Raw genomic sequence first — 18770 nt, 5'->3', positions numbered from 1 at the left:
TCGTCTGGCACCGGACGTCCCCCTCACATCGGTTCGCGTGACCCATCAAAGCAGAACCCGCCGCCATGGGCGGCCGTCACGTGTTCTTGCAGCGGATCAGGTCTGCGGGAGTTGCAGCGTCGCGGCGCGTAACCGCTCCGGATCGCCGGCGATATCAATGGTGTGGATGCGCCCGTCGGCGCCGATTCCAATGCGCAACAGGGCCAGCAGGCGACCACCGGGCGCGATCGCGATGCCCGGAGCACCATCGATGAGCAGCACGGCACCGGCTCGTGCCCGCCGGGTGAACTGCCGGGTCTCGGTGGCGACATCCCCGGCGCCGCGCATCTCGATGGGCGCGCCGGCAGGTATCAGCACCGGGTCGACACGCCGCACGACGTCGGGCGCCAACAACTCCAACAGGGCCGGGATGTCGCCACCGCGCGAGGCGGCCAGGAAGGCGCTCACGACCTCGAGATGTTCGGTGCGGTGTCGCGGTTGCTCAGCCGGGCCGGCCTGCAATCGGGCCCGGGCACGGCTGGCCAGTTTCTTGGCGGCATCCGGTGAGCGGTCGAGTAATCCGGCGATCTGCTCGAACGGCACGTCGAACACGTCGTGCAGCACGAAGGCAACGCGCTGTGCCGGTGACAGCCGGTCCAGCACCACCAGCAGCGCGCGGCTGACCTCCTCGGCACGCAGCACCTCCTCGTCGGCGGCCGGTACGGCCAAGGCTGGGGCGCTGTCCCACTCGGGTGCATCCGACAGTGATTGCTCAATGCGGCGTGAGCGTGCCCGCAACTGGTCGATCGCGGTGCGTGCGGTGATCGTGGTGAGCCATCCAGGCAGATTGTCCACCGCGGCGAAGTCGGCACTGCTGGCCTTCAGCCAGGCGGATTGGACGGCGTCGTCGGCGTCTGCCGCCGAGCCGAGCAGATGAAACGCCACCGAATGCAGATGTCGGCGGTTGTCCTCGAACCGCAGGGCCAAAACGTCGGTGTTGCCCATGGGTCACCTTTCCCGTTCGGGAGTCGTCACAGGGATAGAGCCAGATCCACCGACGACAGGAAGAGCAACACCATGAGCGTACAGACGATCTATCTGGTGACCATCGTGGTCACCGCGGTCACCACCATCGCCATTGCCGTACCCGACTTCATTCCGGCGCAGTTCGTCCTGGCCAATTCCGCGCGGGTGGGTGTGCCGCGGTCCTGGTTGCCGCTGTTGGGCGGACTGAAACTGGCCGGCGGCGCCGGCCTGCTCGTCGGCCTGGCAGGAATCCCGCTGCTCGGTGTCGCCGCCGCGGCCGGGCTGGTCGCCTACTTCATCGGGGCCGTCGTGACCCACATTCGGGCCGGGGTGCTGTCCAACATCGGATTCCCGGCCGCCTACCTGGCGCTGTCGACGGCGTCGCTGGCGATCCTGCTGGCGTGACCTATCCGAATTCCGACGCCGGGTCGGTGTGGCTGGCCGCGCCGGCGCGTCGTGGCAGTTCGACGACGACGTTGGTGGCCTTGACCGAGGCGACGACCAGGCTGCCGGGCTGCAGCTGCAGTTCGTCGGCGGCCTCCCTGCTGACCAGCGAGACCAACCGGAACGGGCCGGCCTGAACCTCGACCTGTGCCATCACCGTGTCGCGGGTGACCTTGGTGACCAACCCGACCATCCGGTTGCGCGCCGACTGGCCGACCACGGGATTGCGTGACACCGGTTCGACGGCAGCGCGCTCCTGGGCGAACCGAGCCAGCTCGGCACCGTCGACCATGCGGGGCCCACTGCCCGTCGTCAGCGACAGGCGACCAGAGTCGATCCATCGGCGAACGGTGTCGTCGCTGACCCCGAGGAGCTCGGCGACTTCGGCAATTCGAAAGCTCGGCACGTAGGTGAGTTTATCGCCGCTGTCGCGCCTCATCAGGCTCCTGGGAAATACCGGACCTTGCTGATCGGCGCGCCGCGGCCGATGACGTCGAAGAACAGCACGGCGCGTCGCTGCGCCGAGGTGATCGACACCGCCACGGTGCTGCCGGCGGCCAGCATCTTGGTCAGGCGTGCGCCGGCGATCTGCGTGCCGAGCTCGGCCAGGTCCACAGCGGTGTCGTCACCGTAAGTGACTGTGGCACTGGGTGATAGCAGACCCCTGGCGGTAGCGGTGTTGCCCGCTGCGATCGCCGACAGGAATGTTTCTACCGACTTCTTACCCCTGCTGCCCGGACGGCGGAACCCGGAAACGAATCCGGCGGCGCCGGCCAGTCGCTGATTGCGCAGCAGCGACCGGGACAACCCGATCCCGGCGGGCAGTGCGGCGACACCGTTGCCGAGGAATTGCCCCACCATGGCCGGCAGTTCCCAGTAGGCACGCAGGCGCTGCAGCTCCCAGCCGCCGGCCGATTCGTGCAGGTCATAGCGCAGAATCGCGGGAATGTGCATGGTGACCGACGGTCCCATCGCGACTTCGAGCTGCAGATCCCGAACGACCGTCGTCCCGCGCACAATGTCCAGATCACGATGGAAGGTGATGTCGCGCGGACCGATGAACGTGTCGTAGAACCGGCCGATCTGCTCGGGGCCGACGTGCGGGCGCGAACCCACCGGATCCTCCACACGGCCGTCGGCAGTGAACAGCCCTGCCCAACCGGCCCTATCGTGGGCGGCCGCCGCGGCCGGCGATTGCTCGACTGCGGCCAGCAGCTCCGTGGCCTGGGTGTCGGTCATCAGATCGCCTCCTCCATCACAGTGACTCCGGCGCCGCGCATTGCCGCCAGCGCGGCGACGGTCGACTCGGCGGAGGTGCCCGCGGTCAGGCGCGACAACACGGAGGTGGAAAACCCCGCGCGCACAGCGTCTTTGGCGGTAGCGCCCACGCAGTGATCGGTTGCGACACCGACCACGTCGACATCTCGCACCTTGCGATGATGCAGCCAATCGCCCAGCGAGGTGCCCTGGTCATCGACACCCTCGAAGCCGCTGTATCCGGCGTCGTAAGCGCCCTTTTTGAAGACCGCTTCGATCCGGTCGGTGCTCAGTGCGGGATGAAATTGCGCACCGGGGCTGCCCGCGACGCAGTGCGGCGGCCAGGACGTCTGGCAGTCCGGATGCTCGGAGAAATGCGCTCCGGGGTCGATGTGCCAATCCTTTGTGGCCACCACGTGCGCGTAGCGGGTCTTGCCGGCGGGGCTGTCCAGGTAGCGGCTGATCTCCTGTGCGACGGCCACGGCGCCGGCCACCGGGATCGCTCCCCCATCGCAGAAATCGTTCTGCACATCGACGATGACCAGCGCCCGCATCCGTCCACAGTATCGTCGGCGCCGCAGCGCTTCTCGGCCACACAGCGCCCAGGACGCGAGGACCGTTACCAGCACCGCGACCTCGACTGCGGTGGTCCACGCCGGCGGGTAAAGCACACCGGTCAGATAGTGGGCGATGAATCCGTCCGCCGGCAGCGCGGCCATTCCGGCGGCGGCGCGAGCCCGGCGCTCCAGCCAGGTCAGCGGGCAGTCCAGATGCGCTACGACTATCAGCACCGCCCAGAATACTGCCGCTACATGCAGCCACCGGGTGCGTGGCCACCGCACGGCGAGAAAGCCGCCGACCACGACGTAGCCGACGAACGCAAGGTGCGACGCGACGATGAGCGCCACCGAGATCTGGTACATCAGCGCGCCGTTTCGCCCTCCGCAGAAGCCGCTTCCGCCCCTGTTGGTCACGGTACATTGGCGAACATCCAACGTGGTCAGGAGCAAATCTGATGACAACCGGCGATTTCGGCCCGAACGGTCCCGGATATGGACCCGGATACGGTCAGCCCGGGGGCTACCCGCCGCCGCAGGGCTGGGGTCCGCAGCCCGGATGGGGACAGCAACCGGGCGGGCTGGGCAGGCGCTTTTGGGCCCGCGTGCTCGACGGTGTGCTGGTCGGCATCGTGGCGTTCTTCCTGTCGGTTTTCCTGTTCTCCGACGATTACCCGTTCCTGGTGACCGGCCTGTTCTCCGGGGCGCTGACGTTCGGCTACTTCGTGCTGTTCGAGGTGACTCAGGGGGCCACCCCGGGCAAGCGCCTACTCGGGCTGGCGGTGCACGGGCCCGACGGGGTGTCGAAGCCGACGGCTTCGCAGTCGGCCATCCGCAACTCGTTCACCTTGCTGGCCGTGGTCCCCTATCTGGGTGCGCTGCTGGCCTTCGTGGCCTACGTCGTGATCGCCGTGACGATCAGCGGCAGCCCGACCAAGCAGGGCAAGCATGACGAGCTGGCCGGCGGTACCCGGGTGACCCGCGCCTGACCGTCAGTGGGCTAGTGAGAAGCCCTGCCAGGCCTTCCGGCGCTCGGGGGCCGGGTCATACTCCAGACGGGTCTTGCGGTCGAACACCATGACGGCGCGATCGTCGGCGGTGTAGGCCGGCCAGTCCTCGCCCGGGACCCCCGCCCGGCTGAACGCGCCCCAGCGGCGCTGCACCTGCTTGCTGACCTGCAACGCCGTCCGGCGGTCCGCGCCGGCGGTCAACAGCCGGCCAAACCCGCCACTGCGGTACACATCGAACACGGCGAACAATTCGGTCGCGTGGGTGGCACCCATGCCCGACCAGCGCAGCATCCGCGGCGCGTAGTCGTAGCGGTAGACGTAGGTGGGTGCATGGGTGCCGTGGGCTTCGGCGATCTGCCACACCGCAGCGTTGAAGGCGAAATCGCCGCCGAGCCGGACGCAGGCCGCCCGCTTCGGGTAGTCCGGATAGGCGGCGATGATGCGATCACGCACACCCGCCTCGGTGCCGGCCAGTACCGCCTCCACCATCGGCTCGTCGACCGGCAGCATCCTCAAGAACCGGGTGAACAGGCGCCCCTCATCGGCGTTGCTGCCCACGATGAGCGGAACACGGTGGGCTGAGCCCTGCCGCATCGCCTCAACCGGGTCCACCGGCAGCACGTCGTCGCCGCAGACCGGGCCGATGGGGAACGCGCCCAGCATGTCCCGGTTGCCGTCGGCGATCAATCGGTCCTGGGCGGCCAGCAGCTCCGACGGCGTCACGCGCAGCAGCGTCTGGGCGCCGTCGGATGGCCGCACCCCGAGCAGCGCGGCGAATCGCTCGGCGAAGGCGGCGGCGATGTCGGTGTTGCGCACCAGCCCGGCGGCCGGGCTTTCGGCGATCGCCCGGGTGAACAGACCTTGCGCGGCGGGCACCGCCAACAGGGTGGCCACCGCGTGCGCGCCCGCGCTTTCCCCGAAGATGGTGACGTTGTCGGGGTCGCCACCGAACGTCGCGACGTTCTCCTGGACCCAGCGCAGGGCGAGCACCAGGTCGCGCAGGTACAGGTTGCTGTCCAGGGTGACGTCGGACGTCGACAGCGACGACAGGTCCAGACACCCCAGCGCACCGAGCCGGTAATTGACCGACACGTACACACAGCCGCGCCTGGCCAGCGCCGCGCCGTCATAGATGGGGGTGGCCGAGCTGCCCATGATGTAGCCGCCACCGTGGATGAACACCATGACCGGCAGCGGGCCGGCGTCGGCGTCCTCCGGGGCCACCACGTTGAGCGTCAGGCAGTCTTCGCTGGTCGGCTGGAACCGACCGGGGCCCAGGACGGTGTAGAGCCGTTCCTGCGGCGCGCAATTGGTGAATCCGTGGCAATGGCGCACACCCGACCACGATTCGGCCGGCTGGGGCGCCCGAAACCGCAGCGGCCCGATCGGTGGTCGGGCAAAGGGAATGGATCGCCATCTGCGCACCCCGTCGCGGACGAAACCCTCCACAACGCCGGTGGCGATGCGGGCCTGCACAGGGTGGTTATGCATGAGGCGAACGGTAGCGAATGACCCGGTGGTTAGCGAACCTCGACGAAGGAGAGGTGAGGCTGGACCGCCGCTTAGGCCCGGTGGTTAGCGAACCTCGACGAAGGAGAGGTGAGGCTGGACCGCCGCTTAGACAGGGCCGGTTAGCCTAACGGCATGCGTCTCACCGGGCTGATCGCCGTATTGCTGTTGATCGCCGGATGTTCGGGGGCCAAGGTCGAAGCGCCGGAGCCGACTTCGACTGGGTCGTCTCCCGCCAGCACGGCCCCGCCGTCGGCGTCGGTGACGTCAACGGCGGCGAAGCCGTCGGGGCCGCCCGCTCCCCCTGCTGAGGGCGCAGCGATCGCCGATGTCATTGCCTGGATAGAAGCCGGCCAACCCGTCGACGTCGCCGAGTACCACAAGGCCACCCGTGACGGCGAAGTCACCGACCTCATCGATGATGTCGCTTTCACGGTGGCGGCTGCGCCCCGCCGCGCCACCACTTGCATCAGCGATTCCAGTTCCCCCGACAGCGCCCTGGCCTGCGTGGTGGATCTGGCGAACCCGCCCGCGCAGCCCGCCGACATCTATGGCGAATGGAAGGGCGGCTGGGTCGACTTCGGCGGCAACACGCTGCGGGTGGGCTCCGCCCACGGCGATCCGGGTCGGTTTGTGCACGGCGACGGGGCGCAGCTGACGGACGGGTCTGCCTTGTCGTTCGGCGACTACCGCTGTCGGGCGGATCAAGTGGGGCTGATCTGCGTGAACTACGCCCACCGGTCGGCGGTGCTATTCAGCCCGGCGGGCATCGGGACTTTCGGCTGCCTGCACCCGGTGCCGCCGCCCGCCGACGCCGGCGAACAGTTCAGCTGCGCCAGCTGACGATCAGCGCCAGCGGTCGGCCGAATCGACGGCCTGCAGCAGCGTGTCGCACAGCTTCCGCAGCTCATCGTGGGGAGCTTCTTCGGACAGGGCGGTCGCGATGTCCTCGGCCGCACATCGCACCTGATAGACCCGGTCGGACAGGGCGGTCGCTTCGTCGGCGGAGAGCACCACGGAGTCCGGCGTCAGCGCGGTTGTCTTCCCGCTGCTGATCAGGGCGCGCTGCTCGTAGGCGCGCTGGCGGCAGGACTGCCGGCAGTATTGCCGCCGCCGACCGATCCCGGCATCGCCGACGTCACGACCGCACCATCGGCACGGTTGAGGGCGGGGACTGCGAGGCACGTCTGAACACCTTAGTCCGAGGACCGCGACGTTCCCGGTATCATGAGAGGTCGCGCCATATGCGCCGGGAACTTCAGAGGGTTCGCTCGCGTTGACACTCGCGAGGCATTTTTCACCAATAGGCATAAGGAGAGTGGGTCATGGCTGATCGTGTTCTGCGGGGCAGTCGGCTGGGAGCCGTGAGCTACGAGACCGACCGCAACCACGACCTGGCGCCGCGCCGGATGGCGCGCTACCGCACCGACAACGGTGAAGAGTTCGAGGTGCCCTTCGCCGACGACGCGGAGATCCCCGGCACCTGGATGTGCCGTAACGGCCTGGAAGGCACCCTGCTCGAGGGCGACCTGCCCGAGCCGAAGAAGGTCAAGCCGCCGCGCACCCACTGGGACATGCTGCTGGAGCGCCGTTCGGTCGAAGAGCTCGAGGAGCTGCTCAAGGAGCGCCTGGAGCTGATCAAGACGAAGCGGCGCGGCTAAACCCGCGGGCTTGTCTTCACCGCGGCGTCTCACTGGAGGCGCCGCGGTGTTTTAGCTGCGGGCGCCCCGGAGCCGGTTCACCCGGCCGCCGATCCCCCACCGCGCGACCTTGACCATCGCTTCGCGGATGTTGGAGCCGCTCATCTTCGACACGCCCAGCTCACGTTCGGTGAACGTGATCGGCACCTCGGTGATGGTGAATCCGCTGTTGACCGCCCGCCAAGTGAGGTCGACCTGGAAGCAGTATCCCTTCGAGTCGACCGCGTCCAGGCCGATCTTCTCCAGCACTCCGCGCCGGTAGGCGCGGTAGCCGGCGGTGATGTCGTGGATTCCGACGCCCAGAAGCAGGCGCGCATAGGTGTTGGCGGTCTTGGACAGCACCAGCCGGCGCACCGGCCAATTTCGCACCGTCCCGCCATCGACGTAGCGCGATCCGATCGCCAGATCGGCACCCGCGTCGATGGCATCCAGCAACCGGTAGAGCTGTTCGGGCGCGTGGCTGCCGTCGGCATCCATCTCCACGATCACCTCGTAGTTGCGCTCCAGGCCCCACGCAAAACCGGCCAGGTAGGCCGCGCCCAGTCCGGCCTTGGAGGTCCGGTGCATCACGTGAATGTGCGCGGGATCGGCAGCGGCCCGCTCGTCAGCCAGCTTTCCGGTACCGTCCGGGCTGCCGTCGTCGACGACGAGGACGTGGACTCCCGCACGGGCCTGCTGTAACCGGTCCAGGATGATCGGCAGGTTTTCCAACTCGTTGTAGGTGGGGATGACCACCAGAGTGTGCAGGCTGGGACGCTCACTCATCGGCGCCGCTCCTCCCATTCTCCGCATCGGCGCCGGTGCGGCCCCGCTTGAAATGACGTCGCGTAATCGGACCGCGCATGAAGTTTCCATTTTGCCGTATGGCGGCCAGCAGGGACGCAACGGCCGCTCCCAGCAGCACCCACTGCAGGATGGGCGCCCACCGGGTCGCCGGTGTCAGCGCGGTCTTGAGCCGTACGTGACTGTCGAGGTAGGCGGGCTCGAAGAAGGCGGTACGGGCCAGTTCACGGCCGTCGGGGGCGATCACCGCACTGATCCCGGTGGTCCCGGCGACGACGACGTAGCGGTCGTGCTCGACGGCGCGCACCTTGGCGAACGCCAGCTGCTGGTCGCTCATCGTCTGATCGAAGGTGGCGTTGTTGGTCGGCACCGCCAGCATCTGGGCGCCGGCGAGCACCGACTGGCGCGGGGCGCGGTCGAAGATCACTTCCCAGCAGGTGGTCACCCCGACCGGGACGCCGGCGACATGAACCACCCCGTTGCCGTGCCCGGGAACGAAATACCCGGCCCGGTCGGCATAACCGGACAGGTGGCGGAAGAAGTCGCGCCACGGCAGATACTCACCGAACGGTTGCACGATCCGCTTGTCGTGGCTCTCCCCCGGCCCGGTGCGCGGATCCCACACCAGCACCGAATTCGAGGCGACCGGATTGTCCCGGCTCCAGCCGGGCGCGGCGCGCACCGTGCCCACCAGGATCGGGGCGTCGACTGCTTGTGCGGCGACGGTGATCTGCTGGGCGGCATCGATGTTGGTCAACGGGTCGATGTCCGAGGCGTTCTCCGGCCAGACCACGAACAGTGGTTGCGGGACGCGTCCGGCCGCGACGTCCTCTGCCAACCGCAGGGTTTCGCGGACGTGATAGTCCAGTACCTCCCGGCGCTGGGCGTTGAAGTCGAGCCCGAGACGCGGCACATTGCCCTGGACCGCGGCCACCGTGATCGACGGTTCGTTGCCGGCGCCCACGCCGGAACGGCGCACCCCCGGCCACACCATGACCGCGGTCAACATCACCAGGCAGATACAGAGTCCGGGCACCAGCACCGCCGGCGGGCCGTCGGTTGAGTCGGAGGCAGGTGGTTTCCGCAGCCACCGCACGATCTCGATCGTCAGAGCGGTGCCGGCGAAACCGATCAGTGCGACTCCGGTCGACAACAGCGGAACACCCCCGAGTGCGACCAACGGCAGCAACGGTCCAGCGGTCTGGCCGTACCCCACCGCCCCCCAAGGGAACCCACCGAACGGGAACACCGATTTGGCCCATTCCTGGGCTGCCCACAGCAGCGCGAACCAGATCGGCCAGCCGGCCAAGGAGCGCACTGCGACCGCCGCCGACCCGAACAGGGCGGGAAACAGCGCACACATCAACGCCAGCATCAGCCAGGGCAGCGGGCCCACCAGCCCGCCCACCCACGGCAGCAGCGGGAGATAGAACGCCAGGCCGCACAGCAGGCCGTATCCGAAACCCCCGGCGACGGTGGTCTCTCGGCGAACGAGCACCCAGCCCAGCAGCGCGAACGCCACAATCGCGGCCCACCACCAGTTCAGCGGGGGGAAGCTAGAACGCAACAACATGCCCGCAGCCACCGATGCGGCCAGCTGCGCCCAGCGATCGGCCGCGGCGATGCCCAACCGTTCCAGCCGATTCGGCCCGGTGCGGGACGGGTGGGTGGGAACGTCACCCTCCGGGTCGGTGGGAACGTCACCGGCCGGTTCGGTGGGAAGGTCGCCGGCCAGGTCCGCGGGGGTCTCGGCAGCCGGTTCGTCCGTGGTCTCAGCCATGCAGGACCTCCCCACGGTGCACCGTGCGACGGCAGCGGGGGCCGGCGCCCGGCTCGAGCACCGGCAGCGCGGGCACCCGTGCCCGCGGATCGGTCGACCACCGCTGAACGGTGTCGCGCGGCGCCTCGACGGCCAGCGTGCTGGTCTCCCAGACCGCGTAGGACGCGGGGGCACCGGCCACCAGAGTCCCGGTGAGGCCGTCGTTGATACCCGCGGCTCGCCAGCCACCGCGCGTCGATGCGGCGAAAGCCGCGCGCATCGATATCGCACTGCCCGGGGTGCGGTGGTGTGCGGCTGCGCGCACGGCAGCCCACGGATCCAGTGCGGTCACCGGACTGTCGGAACCGAACGCGAGAGGCACGCCTTGGGATGCTAACAGCGCGAACGGGTTCAGCCCGGCGGCTCGCTCGGCGCCCAGGCGCTGGGCGTACATGCCGTTTTCGCCGCCCCACAGCGCATCGAAAGCCGGCTGCATGCTGGCGATCACGCCCCACGAGCCCAGCTTGGCGGCCTGTTCGGCGCTGACCATCTCCACGTGCTCCAGCCGGTGCCCGCAGCGGGCCACCGCGGGCACCCCGAACCTCTCCACCACCTGTTCCAGTGCCGCAACCACCGCAGCGACCGCGGCGTCGCCGATCACGTGGAATCCGGCGGTCACCTCCGCCTCGGTGCAGGCCCATAGGTGGGCGGTGACCGCGTCGACGTCCAAGTGGCACACCCCGGTACAGCCGGCTGCGTCGGCGTAGGGCTCGTGAAGCCAGGCGGTGTGCGAACCCAACGCCCCATCGACGAACAGATCGCCGCCGAGCCCGCGCGCGCCGGTGTCGGCGATCAACTCGCGGGCCTGGGCGGCGCTGGTGACCGCTTCGCCCCAGTAGCCGACGATCTCGACGCCGTGACCGCCTTCGCTGAGGGCTCGTAGCTCGCGCCAGTCGTCGAGGCCCCCGATGTCGGGGCCGGCGCATTCGTGGACCGCGACGATCCCGGCAGCGGCGGCGGCATCCAGCGCAGCCACCCGGGCCTCGGCGCGCTGCGCGGCGGTGAGCAGGCCGCCGGCCACGGCACGGACCCGGTGGTGGGCGTCGCCGGACAGCGGGGCGGCAGCGTCGATTCCGGCCGGTAATTCCGGCACCAGCTTGCGCAACGCGGTCGAGACCAGCGCGGAGTGGACGTCGGCGCGAGAGAGGTATGCGGGTCGATCCCCCACCACAGCGTCGATGGCCGCGGTGTCGGGGGCACGGCCGTCGGGCCAGCCGGATTCATCCCAGCCGTGTCCGCGGATCGGCTCGCCGGGATGGGCTGCGGCGTAGTCGGCGATCAGTTGCAGGCAGTGCTGCGCCGAGGTCGCCGGCCGAAGGTCCAGCCCGATGCGGCACAGCCCGGTCTCGGTGAGGTGGACATGGCTGTCCACGAATGCCGGTGTCACCAGCGCGCCGTCGAGTTCGACCACCTCGGCCTGCGGGAACTGCTCACGGCCGACGTCGTCGCTGCCCAGCCAGGCCACCACGCCGTCCCGGACCGCCATCGCGGTGGCGTCGGGATGACTCGGGCTGTGGATTCGCCCGCCGAACAGTAAGGAGGCAGGCCTGCCGGTCACAACGGTCACGTCGTAGAAAGTACGGGTTGGCGCAGACTGCGGGTCAGCCGACCGGAAGAGCGCGCTGCCCTGCGTCACCGACGTCGGTGACATCCATGAACTCGGCGTCGATGTACTCGGCTGCGCTCCCGGGCGCGCGTCGGGTGGTGTACCACTGCCGGCCGACCGACGCCGCAGCCACCAGCGGGGCATGCCTGCCCAGCGCGGTGGCCGCCACCGCCGCCAGCAGCGGGCGGGCGGCGGCCCGGGTCGGGGGCGCCAACAGCAGCAGACCCACCATCGAGGTCACCGGTCCCGGAACGAGTACCAGCACGGTGCCGGCCGTGACCAGCCCGCTGTCGGCCAGAACACCCGGGTCTGCGGGCTTGCGCAGGCGGCGGATCTGGCGCCTGATCTGTCCGCTCGCCAGCACCAGTCCGGCCAGGAAGGTGCCCAGCAGCAACAACGTCGTCCAGCCGAATCCGATCGTCCAGATCAACGCGGCAACCGCCGCCACCTCGACCAGGGCGTAGAGACCGAAGATCCGCAGCACACCGCTCACCATGCCATCTCCAACGCTCGGGCCGGTGATGTGGTTCCAGCCCGTCGCGGTGATGTGCCGAAACGGCAATACTGAGGCGATGACGACGATCCACCTCGAGGCACCCGCCGGCCCCATCGATGCGCTTCTCGATGTTCCGGCTGGACCAGGGCCGTGGCCCGGAGTGGTGGTGATTCACGACGCGATCGGCTACGGCAGGGACATGCAGGCCATCTCCGAACGTGTCGCGGGAGCGGGCTATCTGGCCCTGTCACCGAACCTGTACTCCCGGGGCGGCCGGGCGCGCTGTATCACCAGGGTGTTCCGCGAGCTGCTCACCCAGCGCGGTCGCGCTCTCGATGACATCCTGGCCGCTCGTGACCACCTGCTGGGCATGCCGGAGTGCTCGGGTGCGGTCGGTATCGCCGGCTTCTGCATGGGCGGCCAATTTGCGTTGATCCTGGCGCCCAAGGGATTCGGGGCCTCCGCGCCGTTCTACGGTGTGCCGCTGCCCCGCCACCTCGAGCAGACCCTCGACGGCGCCTGCCCGATCGTGGCCAGTTTCGGGGGCCGCGACCCGATGGGCCGCGGTGCCGCCGACCGGCTACGCCGGGTGGTCGAGGACAAGGCCATCGCACACGACATCAAGGTCTACCCCGGAGCGGGCCACAGCTTCGCCAACGAGCTGCCGGCACAGCCGCTGATCCGCATCGCCGGCTTCGGCTACAACGAGGCGGCGACCGACGATGCCTGGCAACGCGTCTTCGGCTTCTTCGGCGAGCATTTGCGCGCCGAATCGTGAAAGGTCAGCCCGGACCGCCGGCCGCCGCGAGCACCCGCGGGAACAGCACGTTGTTCTCCTTGTGCACGTGCAGATGGATGTCGGACTCCAGGTCCGCCAGGCCGGCCAGCATCGCGGTGTAGCTGGCGCAGGCGTCCGCCGGGACGGTGTAACCGTCGGTGAGCTCACGCAGTTCGGCCAGCAGATGACCGGCGTTGTCGTGCTCCTGCTGGTTCTCGGCCAGTTCGGTGCGCACCTCGTCGGGCAGCGGGCGGTCCGGGCGCCCCGCGTGCAGGCTGATCTCGGGGAACAACAGCGTCTCTTCGGTGCGCAGGTGTGGCTCCATGCCGCCGCGGAGCTGATGGAACACGTCGCGGACCCGCAGCAGCTCGGCGTGGTTGGGACCGTGCACCCGCGCCACCTTGTCCACCAACTCCGCCAACCGCGGGAACTCGTCCCACAGGAATCGGTGGTGGGTGCTGACAATGTGGGCGATCAGCGAGGTGTCGTCGTACTCGGCCCAGTCGGCCGGCCGGCCGGGTGCGGTGGCGTTGAGCGCGGCCAGCAGTTCGTCGGCGTCGACGCCGTCGGCGGCGCACGCCGCGCCCAGGGTGCGTTGACCGTGGCAGCAGAAATCGATCCCGAACCGGCTCAGGATGCGAGTGGACGACGGGTCGGCGGTGACGATGTCACCCAGGATCTGATCGGAAGTGACGGTGGCCATGGTGGCTCCTAAGAGGTCGAGGTTCCGATCCAACAATGCTCATTTCAATGAGCAAAGTCCATTATATGTGACCCAGTCGATCACACCCCGGCAGCGTCGTCGGCCGGGGTCAACGCCAGCCCGACATTGGTGCGCATGCCGCCGCGCAGCTTGCTGAAGAAGTTGAACACCGGGCCAATGAGCTTGTAGCGCTTGCCGATCGCCGCGTAGACGGCGCCGTTGTGCGACTTGTCCAACACCGTGGCGACGGCCTCGATCGCCTCGCCTTTGGGGCGTCCCCGCACATCGCAGACCGCCAGCGTCACCCGCGGGGTATTGCGAATTCGCTTGACCTTCCAGGACGACTCCTGGGTGATCACCAGCAGTCGGTCACCGTCGGCCGCGGCCCACACCGGTGTCGGCTTGGGCCGGCCATCTTTGGTGAACGTGGTCAGCAGCAAATAGTCGGACTTGGCGATCTGGGCGAAAGTGGGGGCCATGACCGCGAACCTACCCGCCCCGAGCCCCGGAGCCTGCGTACCTGCACAACGTGCGCCCGCCGAACAGCCGAACGGCTACAGCGGTGGGCGGCTCGCGATGGGATGCAAGTCGGCGAGCTTGGGCAGCTCGGATTTCGGCTGCTCGGCATCGACGAAGGCGGCCACGGCATCGACGGTGATCAGGCCGTAGCGGACCAGCAGATCAACCGCGTTCAAGCCGAAGTGGGTGGCCACCCGGATCAGGTTGTCGGCGGTGATCAAGCGTCCCTCATGTGCAGCCTTGTAATAGGCCGACTTTCGGTAGCCGAAGGCCTCGTATACCTCGGTCGCCGGAAGTGGCCTACCGACCAGGTAGGGCAGCACGACCGACGGATCCTTTTTACGATCGTCCATGGTTTTAGACTCTAGTCCTGTCGGGCGGGAAGGCGTTAGAAAACTGTACAGAAATTCTTCGGATATTCCCACAACCTGGGAATCTCCTGTTGCGTGACATCCTACGTAAGCCCCGTAGTGGCTTTGCGCCGGGCTCTGGCTTGTTAACGCGGCATCCGGCGCCAGACGGCTTGCGGCAACAGTCTCAGCGTGGCGAACAACGGGCGCAGGGCCCACGGCACCCACACCGTGCGGCTGCCCTTGCGCAGGGCCCGGGACGCCGCCAGCGCCACCTGCTGCGGGGTGCTCGCCAGCGGCGCGGGGTCCATGCCGGTGGTCATCCGGCCAACGACGAAACCGGGCCGCACGATCAGCAGACCCACACCCGTGCCGTGCAGCGCGTCGGCAAGTCCGCTGGCGAAACCCTCGAGACCGGCCTTGGCCGAACCGTAGACGTAGTTGGCCCGTCGCACCCGCACTCCAGCCACCGAGGAGAACACCACCATGTGGCCCCGGCCGGCGGTGCGCATGGCCGCCGCCAGGTGAGTGAGCAAACTGATCTGGGCGACGTAGTCGGTGTGCACGATGGCCACCGCGTGCGCCGCATCCGACTCCGCGCGGGTCTGATCGCCCAGGACGCCGAACGCCAACACGGCGATACCTATCGGGCCATGCTCGGCGATCAGTGCCGCCACCAGAGGGCCGTGGCCGGCCAAGTCGTCGGCATCGAACTCTTTCGCGTGCACCGCGACAGCGCCCGCGGCGCGCACCGCGGCGACCTCGGCGTCGAGCCGATCGGCGGAGCGTGCCGCCAGTACCACCGTCGCCCCCGGCGCGAGCTGCCGCGCCAGTTCGAGGCCGATCTCACTGCGTCCGCCGAAAATCACTACCGGCCCGTCAACCGTGTCGTTCACGGCTGAGATTATCGCCTGCGCTAGCGTGGGCGGTGATGGCGAACGCGACGACTCGACTGACCAGTGACGCGTTGGCGTTTCTCACCGAACGCCACCTGGCGATGCTGACCACGCTGCGGGCCGATAATTCGCCGCACGTGGTCGCCGTGGGTTTCACCTTCGACCCGAAGACCCATATCGCCCGCGTGATCACCACCGGCGGTTCGCAGAAGGCGGTCAACGCCGAACGAGCCGGGGTCGCCGTGCTGAGCCAAGTCGACGGGGCGCGCTGGCTCTCGCTGGAAGGCAGCGCCACCGTCAACGACACCCCCGCAGCGGTTCGTGACGCCGAGCTGCGTTACGCCCAGCGCTACCGCACACCGCGGGTGAATCCGCAGCGTGTGGTGATCGAAGTGCAGGTGGAACGCGTGCTGGGCTCTGCCGATCTGCTCGACCGCGGCAACCGGTAGTCAGCCGACCGGTACCACCACCAGGTCGTGCGGCTGGTCGTTCAGTGACTCCGCGCCGTCGGCGGTGACGATCACGATGTCTTCGATCCGGGCGCCCCACTTGCCGGGGAAGTAGATACCGGGCTCGACCGAGAACGCCATCCCCGCGCGGAGCGCCTCGTCATTGCCGGCAACGATATAGGGCTCCTCGTGCACCGACAGGCCGATGCCGTGCCCGGTGCGGTGCACAAAGTATTCGGCCAGGCCGGCCTCGGCCAGCACATCGCGCGCCGCCGCATCGACCTGTTGCGCCGTCACGCCCGGGCGAACACTGGCAACCGCGGCGCGCTGCGCCTTCTGCAGCACCGAATAATGTTGTGCTACCTCGGGATTGGGCTCCCCCAGGCTGTAGGTTCTGGTCGAGTCGGAATTGTATCCGGGCTCGACCGGGCCGCCGATGTCGACGACCACGATGTCTCCGGCTTGCAGCACTCGCTCGGAGCACTCGTGGTGCGGGTCGGCGCCGTGTGGCCCCGAACCCACGATGATGAAGGCCACCTCCGAATGTCCTTCGGCCACGATCGCTTCGGCGATATCGGCGGCGACGTCGGCTTCGGTGCGGCCCGGGATCAAGAACTCCGGCACCCGGGCGTGCACCCGGTCTATCGCGGCGCCGGCCTTGCGGAGGGCATCGATCTCGCTGGGGTCCTTGATCATTCGCAGATCACGAAGCACTCCGGTCGCCAACACGGGCGTTGTTCCGAGCACATCGACCAGCGGTAAGAGGTGCAGAGCGGGCATCGAGTCGGTGACAGCGACCGCCGACGAAGCTGCACCGCCCAGGGCCTCGCCCACCATGCGATAGGGGTCCTCGCCGTCGACCCAGTCGCGCACCGCCACCCCCAGGTCGGCCACCGCGGATTCGCGCAGCGCCGCCAGCTCCAGCCGCGGGACCACCATGGTGGGCGCACCCGTGACCGGCAGCACCAGCGCGGTGAGGCGCTCGAAAGTCTGGGCCCGCGACCCGATCAGGTAGCGCAGGTCGTAGCCGGGCGTGATCACCAGGCCGGCCAGGCCGGCATTCGCGGCGGCTGCGGCCGCGGCGCTCAATCGGTGAGAGTAGACACTGCTTTCGAACCGGGAAGTCACGCACATCAGGCTATCGGGCGGGAAATAGGCTGGCACCCATGACTGCTCCCGTGTTGCTGCTCGACGGTGCCAGTATGTGGTTTCGCTCGTACTTCGGGGTGCCGTCCTCGATCACCGCACCCGACGGCCGGCCGGTGAACGCGGTGCGCGGGTTCTTCGACTCGGTGGCCACCCTGATCACCCGTCAGAGCCCCGGACGACTGGTGGTCTGCCTGGATCTGGACTGGCGGCCGCAGTGGCGCGTGGCGCTGATCCCGTCCTACAAGGCCCACCGGGTGGCCGAAGAAGTACCCGACGACTCCGATGTCGAAGAGGTGCCCGACGAGCTGAGTCCGCAGGTCGAGATGATCGCCGAGTTGCTCGACGCGTTCGGGATCGCCACGGGCGGGGCGCCCGACTTCGAGGCCGACGACGTGCTGGGCACCTTGGCCGCCGCCGAGCGTCAGGACCCGGTGATCGTCGTCAGCGGCGACCGCGACCTGCTTCAGGTGGTCACAGACCAGCCGGTCCCGGTGTCGGTGCTTTACCTGGGCCAGGGCCTGGCCAAAGCGACGCTGTTCGGCCCGGACGAAGTGGCCGAACGCTACAGCCTGCCGCCGGAGCGGGCCGGCGCTGCCTACGCAGAAATGGCGTTGCTGCGCGGCGACCCCTCCGATGGGTTGCCCGGGGTTGCCGGCATCGGCGAGAAGACGGCGGCCGGCCTGTTGACCCAGTATGGCTCGCTGGCGGCGGCGCTGGCCGCGGCCGCTGACCCGGGATCGCCTATGGCTAAGGGAGTTCGGGCCAAACTGCAGGCCGGGCAGGACTACATCAAGGCTGCCGGTCCGGTGGTACGCGTGGCCACCGACGCACCGGTCACCCTGTCGACACCGTCGGACACCCTGCCGCGGGTGGCCGCCGACCCGGCGCGGGTCGCCGAACTGGCGCAGCGCCTGGGCGTCGGCTCTTCGATCACGCGGCTCCAGCGGGCGCTCGACGCCCTGCCGGATTAGGCCAGCCCGGCCTACTTGGGCCGGCCGACCTCGTAGGTGCCCGAGTTGTCCTGGAAGGTGACGGTCACCTGACGCTTGGTCCCGTCGATGCTGACCTCGCAGTTGAAGGTGTCGCCCTGCTTGACCACCGGGCTCTGTCCGTTGTTGCAGCGGACGTCCTTGACGTTCTTGGCGCCGTAGCCATTGGTCTGGTCGGCCAGGATCTGCTGCACGCCTTCCTGGGCCTTGTCGATGTCGAGCTTGGTGGTCACGAAGAAGCCAGGCTTCCAGAATCCCAGCACCAGCAGCACCAGGACCGCAATGCCCACGCACCCGGCGAGCACCGTACTGACCATTCCGGAAGGACGCTTGGTCGCGGTGCCCGGCGCCGGGTACTGGCCCGGCTGCTGCGGGTACTGGCCGTACTGTCCCGGCTGACCGTACTGCCCCGGCTGGCCATACTGGCCGGGCTGACCATACGGCGACGGCTGACCGTACTGGCCGGGCTGACCGTATTGGCCCGGCTGGCCGTACTGCTCGGGCTGCGGGTAGCCGGGATACTGCTGCGGCGCCGACGGATACGCGCCCTGCTGGGGGTACTGAGGGTACTGCTGCGGCGTGTAGGCCGGAGGCTGCCACTGCTGCTCAGCGCCGGTTGCGGGACCCTGTCCGGTGCCCTGGTCCTCGGGCTGTCCGGGCTGCTGAGGCTGCCACGGCTGCGTCGGGTCGTATCCCTGCGGTCCGCTCATCGTTGTTCCTCAAGTCCTCTCACGTAGCGGGTGCTGATCAC

Annotated in this window: 23 protein-coding genes and 1 pseudogene; 7 read left to right on the top strand and 17 right to left on the bottom strand. The window is 68.7% G+C overall.

The features are described from left to right. Window positions 1–96: 96 nt before the first annotated feature. Window positions 97–984: a sigma-70 family RNA polymerase sigma factor gene (locus tag ACJH71_RS05635; RefSeq protein WP_406757037.1), complete on the bottom strand. Its 888-nt coding sequence runs from the start codon at window positions 982–984 to the stop codon at window positions 97–99. Between the two features lie 72 nt (window positions 985–1056). Here ACJH71_RS05635 and ACJH71_RS05630 point away from each other — a divergent pair, with 72 nt between their 5' ends. After that, window positions 1057–1410, top strand: coding sequence for a DoxX family protein (locus ACJH71_RS05630; RefSeq protein WP_406757036.1), 354 nt, complete (start codon window positions 1057–1059; stop codon window positions 1408–1410). Between the two features lies 1 nt (window position 1411). On the opposite strand, the gene ACJH71_RS05625 is transcribed toward ACJH71_RS05630, so the two are convergent. The 4 genes and pseudogenes from ACJH71_RS05625 to ACJH71_RS05610 all read right to left on the bottom strand — a co-directional run. After that, window positions 1412–1855 (bottom strand): molybdopterin-binding protein, encoded by a 444-nt coding sequence (locus ACJH71_RS05625; protein ID WP_406757035.1) that lies wholly within the window; start codon window positions 1853–1855, stop codon window positions 1412–1414. Window positions 1856–1887: 32 nt separating this feature from the next. Beyond that, on the bottom strand, window positions 1888–2688 hold the full coding sequence (locus ACJH71_RS05620; RefSeq protein ID WP_406757034.1) for a nuclear transport factor 2 family protein: 801 nt from the start codon (window positions 2686–2688) through the stop codon (window positions 1888–1890). Next, the gene (locus ACJH71_RS05615) at window positions 2688–3260 is read right to left on the bottom strand and encodes an isochorismatase family protein (RefSeq protein ID WP_406757258.1); all 573 of its coding nucleotides are present in this window, start codon (window positions 3258–3260) and stop codon (window positions 2688–2690) included. Before ACJH71_RS05615 ends, ACJH71_RS05620 begins: the two co-directional genes overlap by 1 nt. A 54-nt stretch (window positions 3261–3314) precedes the next feature. After that, window positions 3315–3629, bottom strand: a pseudogene (locus ACJH71_RS05610) (DUF2784 domain-containing protein); the annotation flags it as partial. A gap of 92 nt (window positions 3630–3721) precedes the next feature. Here ACJH71_RS05610 and ACJH71_RS05605 point away from each other — a divergent pair. Continuing rightward, window positions 3722–4252, top strand: coding sequence for an RDD family protein (locus ACJH71_RS05605; RefSeq protein ID WP_406757033.1), 531 nt, complete (start codon window positions 3722–3724; stop codon window positions 4250–4252). Window positions 4253–4255: 3 nt separating this feature from the next. Here ACJH71_RS05605 and ACJH71_RS05600 read toward each other — a convergent pair whose 3' ends face one another. Next, window positions 4256–5764, bottom strand: a complete 1509-nt coding sequence (locus ACJH71_RS05600) for a carboxylesterase/lipase family protein (RefSeq protein WP_406757032.1) — start codon at window positions 5762–5764, stop codon at window positions 4256–4258. A 153-nt stretch (window positions 5765–5917) separates the two neighbouring features. On the opposite strand from ACJH71_RS05600, the gene ACJH71_RS05595 reads away from it, so the two are divergent. Continuing rightward, window positions 5918–6625 (top strand): hypothetical protein, encoded by a 708-nt coding sequence (locus ACJH71_RS05595; RefSeq protein ID WP_406757031.1) that lies wholly within the window; start codon window positions 5918–5920, stop codon window positions 6623–6625. 3 nt (window positions 6626–6628) lie between these two features. Here ACJH71_RS05595 and ACJH71_RS05590 read toward each other — a convergent pair whose 3' ends face one another. Continuing rightward, a complete protein-coding gene (locus tag ACJH71_RS05590) occupies window positions 6629–6967 on the bottom strand; it encodes a hypothetical protein (protein WP_406757030.1) in 339 nt (112 codons plus the stop codon). Window positions 6968–7107: 140 nt separating this feature from the next. On the opposite strand from ACJH71_RS05590, the gene ACJH71_RS05585 reads away from it, so the two are divergent. After that, window positions 7108–7443, top strand: a complete 336-nt coding sequence (locus ACJH71_RS05585) for an RNA polymerase-binding protein RbpA (protein WP_046284032.1) — start codon at window positions 7108–7110, stop codon at window positions 7441–7443. Between the two features lie 51 nt (window positions 7444–7494). Here the strand turns inward: ACJH71_RS05585 and ACJH71_RS05580 are convergent, their stop codons facing one another. The 4 genes from ACJH71_RS05580 to ACJH71_RS05565 form a co-directional block, all read right to left on the bottom strand. Further along, window positions 7495–8247 (bottom strand): polyprenol monophosphomannose synthase, encoded by a 753-nt coding sequence (locus ACJH71_RS05580; protein WP_406757029.1) that lies wholly within the window; start codon window positions 8245–8247, stop codon window positions 7495–7497. Next, window positions 8240–10045 carry an apolipoprotein N-acyltransferase gene (lnt, locus tag ACJH71_RS05575; protein WP_406757028.1) on the bottom strand — a complete coding sequence of 602 codons (1806 nt, stop codon included), beginning with the start codon at window positions 10043–10045 and terminating at the stop codon, window positions 8240–8242. The genes ACJH71_RS05580 and lnt overlap by 8 nt, the downstream gene beginning before the upstream one ends. After that, window positions 10038–11570 carry an amidohydrolase gene (locus tag ACJH71_RS05570; protein ID WP_406757257.1) on the bottom strand — a complete coding sequence of 511 codons (1533 nt, stop codon included), beginning with the start codon at window positions 11568–11570 and terminating at the stop codon, window positions 10038–10040. The genes lnt and ACJH71_RS05570 overlap by 8 nt, the downstream gene beginning before the upstream one ends. Before the next feature lie 115 nt (window positions 11571–11685). Then, window positions 11686–12186 (bottom strand): FxsA family protein, encoded by a 501-nt coding sequence (locus ACJH71_RS05565; protein ID WP_406757027.1) that lies wholly within the window; start codon window positions 12184–12186, stop codon window positions 11686–11688. A gap of 76 nt (window positions 12187–12262) precedes the next feature. On the opposite strand from ACJH71_RS05565, the gene ACJH71_RS05560 reads away from it, so the two are divergent. After that, a complete protein-coding gene (locus ACJH71_RS05560) occupies window positions 12263–12964 on the top strand; it encodes a dienelactone hydrolase family protein (RefSeq protein WP_406757256.1) in 702 nt (233 codons plus the stop codon). Window positions 12965–12968: 4 nt separating this feature from the next. On the opposite strand, the gene ric is transcribed toward ACJH71_RS05560, so the two are convergent. From ric to ACJH71_RS05540, 4 genes are all read right to left on the bottom strand, one after another. Beyond that, window positions 12969–13667: an iron-sulfur cluster repair di-iron protein gene (ric, locus tag ACJH71_RS05555; protein ID WP_406757026.1), complete on the bottom strand. Its 699-nt coding sequence runs from the start codon at window positions 13665–13667 to the stop codon at window positions 12969–12971. A gap of 80 nt (window positions 13668–13747) precedes the next feature. Next, entirely contained in the window at window positions 13748–14146 is a 399-nt protein-coding gene (locus tag ACJH71_RS05550; RefSeq protein WP_406757025.1) for a PPOX class F420-dependent oxidoreductase, read from the bottom strand. Between the two features lie 75 nt (window positions 14147–14221). Further along, window positions 14222–14539 (bottom strand): hypothetical protein, encoded by a 318-nt coding sequence (locus ACJH71_RS05545; protein WP_406757024.1) that lies wholly within the window; start codon window positions 14537–14539, stop codon window positions 14222–14224. Window positions 14540–14682: 143 nt separating this feature from the next. After that, entirely contained in the window at window positions 14683–15432 is a 750-nt protein-coding gene (locus ACJH71_RS05540) for an SDR family NAD(P)-dependent oxidoreductase (RefSeq protein WP_406757023.1), read from the bottom strand. 35 nt (window positions 15433–15467) lie between these two features. Here ACJH71_RS05540 and ACJH71_RS05535 point away from each other — a divergent pair, with 35 nt between their 5' ends. Next, window positions 15468–15881, top strand: coding sequence for a F420-dependent biliverdin reductase (locus ACJH71_RS05535; RefSeq protein ID WP_406757022.1), 414 nt, complete (start codon window positions 15468–15470; stop codon window positions 15879–15881). Here ACJH71_RS05535 and ACJH71_RS05530 read toward each other — a convergent pair whose 3' ends face one another. Further along, window positions 15882–17015 (bottom strand): M24 family metallopeptidase, encoded by a 1134-nt coding sequence (locus tag ACJH71_RS05530; protein WP_406757255.1) that lies wholly within the window; start codon window positions 17013–17015, stop codon window positions 15882–15884. A gap of 32 nt (window positions 17016–17047) precedes the next feature. Here ACJH71_RS05530 and ACJH71_RS05525 point away from each other — a divergent pair, with 32 nt between their 5' ends. Then, on the top strand, window positions 17048–18001 hold the full coding sequence (locus ACJH71_RS05525; RefSeq protein ID WP_406757021.1) for a 5'-3' exonuclease H3TH domain-containing protein: 954 nt from the start codon (window positions 17048–17050) through the stop codon (window positions 17999–18001). 11 nt (window positions 18002–18012) lie between these two features. Here the strand turns inward: ACJH71_RS05525 and ACJH71_RS05520 are convergent, their stop codons facing one another. Continuing rightward, window positions 18013–18729, bottom strand: coding sequence for a DUF4333 domain-containing protein (locus tag ACJH71_RS05520; RefSeq protein WP_406757020.1), 717 nt, complete (start codon window positions 18727–18729; stop codon window positions 18013–18015). Window positions 18730–18770: the final 41 nt, after the last annotated feature.

Origin of the sequence: Mycobacterium sp. SMC-15 (assembly GCF_045310925.1) — a bacterium.
Taxonomy (GTDB): Bacteria; Actinomycetota; Actinomycetes; order Mycobacteriales; family Mycobacteriaceae; genus Mycobacterium.
Note: the sequence above shows the minus strand (reverse complement) of the source record. Positions and strands in the feature narration are given on the sequence as shown.

Coding starts and splice junctions, on each gene's coding strand:
- ACJH71_RS05530 (WP_406757255.1), bottom strand. CDS start 17,015: ATGTGCGTGACTTCCCGGTTCGAAAGCAGTGTCTACTCTCACCGATTG.
- ACJH71_RS05615 (WP_406757258.1), bottom strand. CDS start 3,260: ATGCGGGCGCTGGTCATCGTCGATGTGCAGAACGATTTCTGCGATGGG.
- ACJH71_RS05595 (WP_406757031.1), top strand. CDS start 5,918: ATGCGTCTCACCGGGCTGATCGCCGTATTGCTGTTGATCGCCGGATGT.
- ACJH71_RS05585 (WP_046284032.1), top strand. CDS start 7,108: ATGGCTGATCGTGTTCTGCGGGGCAGTCGGCTGGGAGCCGTGAGCTAC.
- ACJH71_RS05550 (WP_406757025.1), bottom strand. CDS start 14,146: ATGGCCCCCACTTTCGCCCAGATCGCCAAGTCCGACTATTTGCTGCTG.
- ACJH71_RS05600 (WP_406757032.1), bottom strand. CDS start 5,764: ATGCATAACCACCCTGTGCAGGCCCGCATCGCCACCGGCGTTGTGGAG.
- ACJH71_RS05620 (WP_406757034.1), bottom strand. CDS start 2,688: ATGACCGACACCCAGGCCACGGAGCTGCTGGCCGCAGTCGAGCAATCG.
- ACJH71_RS05565 (WP_406757027.1), bottom strand. CDS start 12,186: ATGGTGAGCGGTGTGCTGCGGATCTTCGGTCTCTACGCCCTGGTCGAG.
- ACJH71_RS05545 (WP_406757024.1), bottom strand. CDS start 14,539: ATGGACGATCGTAAAAAGGATCCGTCGGTCGTGCTGCCCTACCTGGTC.
- ACJH71_RS05535 (WP_406757022.1), top strand. CDS start 15,468: ATGGCGAACGCGACGACTCGACTGACCAGTGACGCGTTGGCGTTTCTC.
- ACJH71_RS05630 (WP_406757036.1), top strand. CDS start 1,057: ATGAGCGTACAGACGATCTATCTGGTGACCATCGTGGTCACCGCGGTC.
- ACJH71_RS05560 (WP_406757256.1), top strand. CDS start 12,263: ATGACGACGATCCACCTCGAGGCACCCGCCGGCCCCATCGATGCGCTT.
- ACJH71_RS05520 (WP_406757020.1), bottom strand. CDS start 18,729: ATGAGCGGACCGCAGGGATACGACCCGACGCAGCCGTGGCAGCCTCAG.
- ACJH71_RS05580 (WP_406757029.1), bottom strand. CDS start 8,247: ATGAGTGAGCGTCCCAGCCTGCACACTCTGGTGGTCATCCCCACCTAC.
- ACJH71_RS05605 (WP_406757033.1), top strand. CDS start 3,722: ATGACAACCGGCGATTTCGGCCCGAACGGTCCCGGATATGGACCCGGA.
- ACJH71_RS05570 (WP_406757257.1), bottom strand. CDS start 11,570: ATGGCGGTCCGGGACGGCGTGGTGGCCTGGCTGGGCAGCGACGACGTC.
- lnt (WP_406757028.1), bottom strand. CDS start 10,045: ATGGCTGAGACCACGGACGAACCGGCTGCCGAGACCCCCGCGGACCTG.
- ric (WP_406757026.1), bottom strand. CDS start 13,667: ATGGCCACCGTCACTTCCGATCAGATCCTGGGTGACATCGTCACCGCC.
- ACJH71_RS05525 (WP_406757021.1), top strand. CDS start 17,048: ATGACTGCTCCCGTGTTGCTGCTCGACGGTGCCAGTATGTGGTTTCGC.
- ACJH71_RS05635 (WP_406757037.1), bottom strand. CDS start 984: ATGGGCAACACCGACGTTTTGGCCCTGCGGTTCGAGGACAACCGCCGA.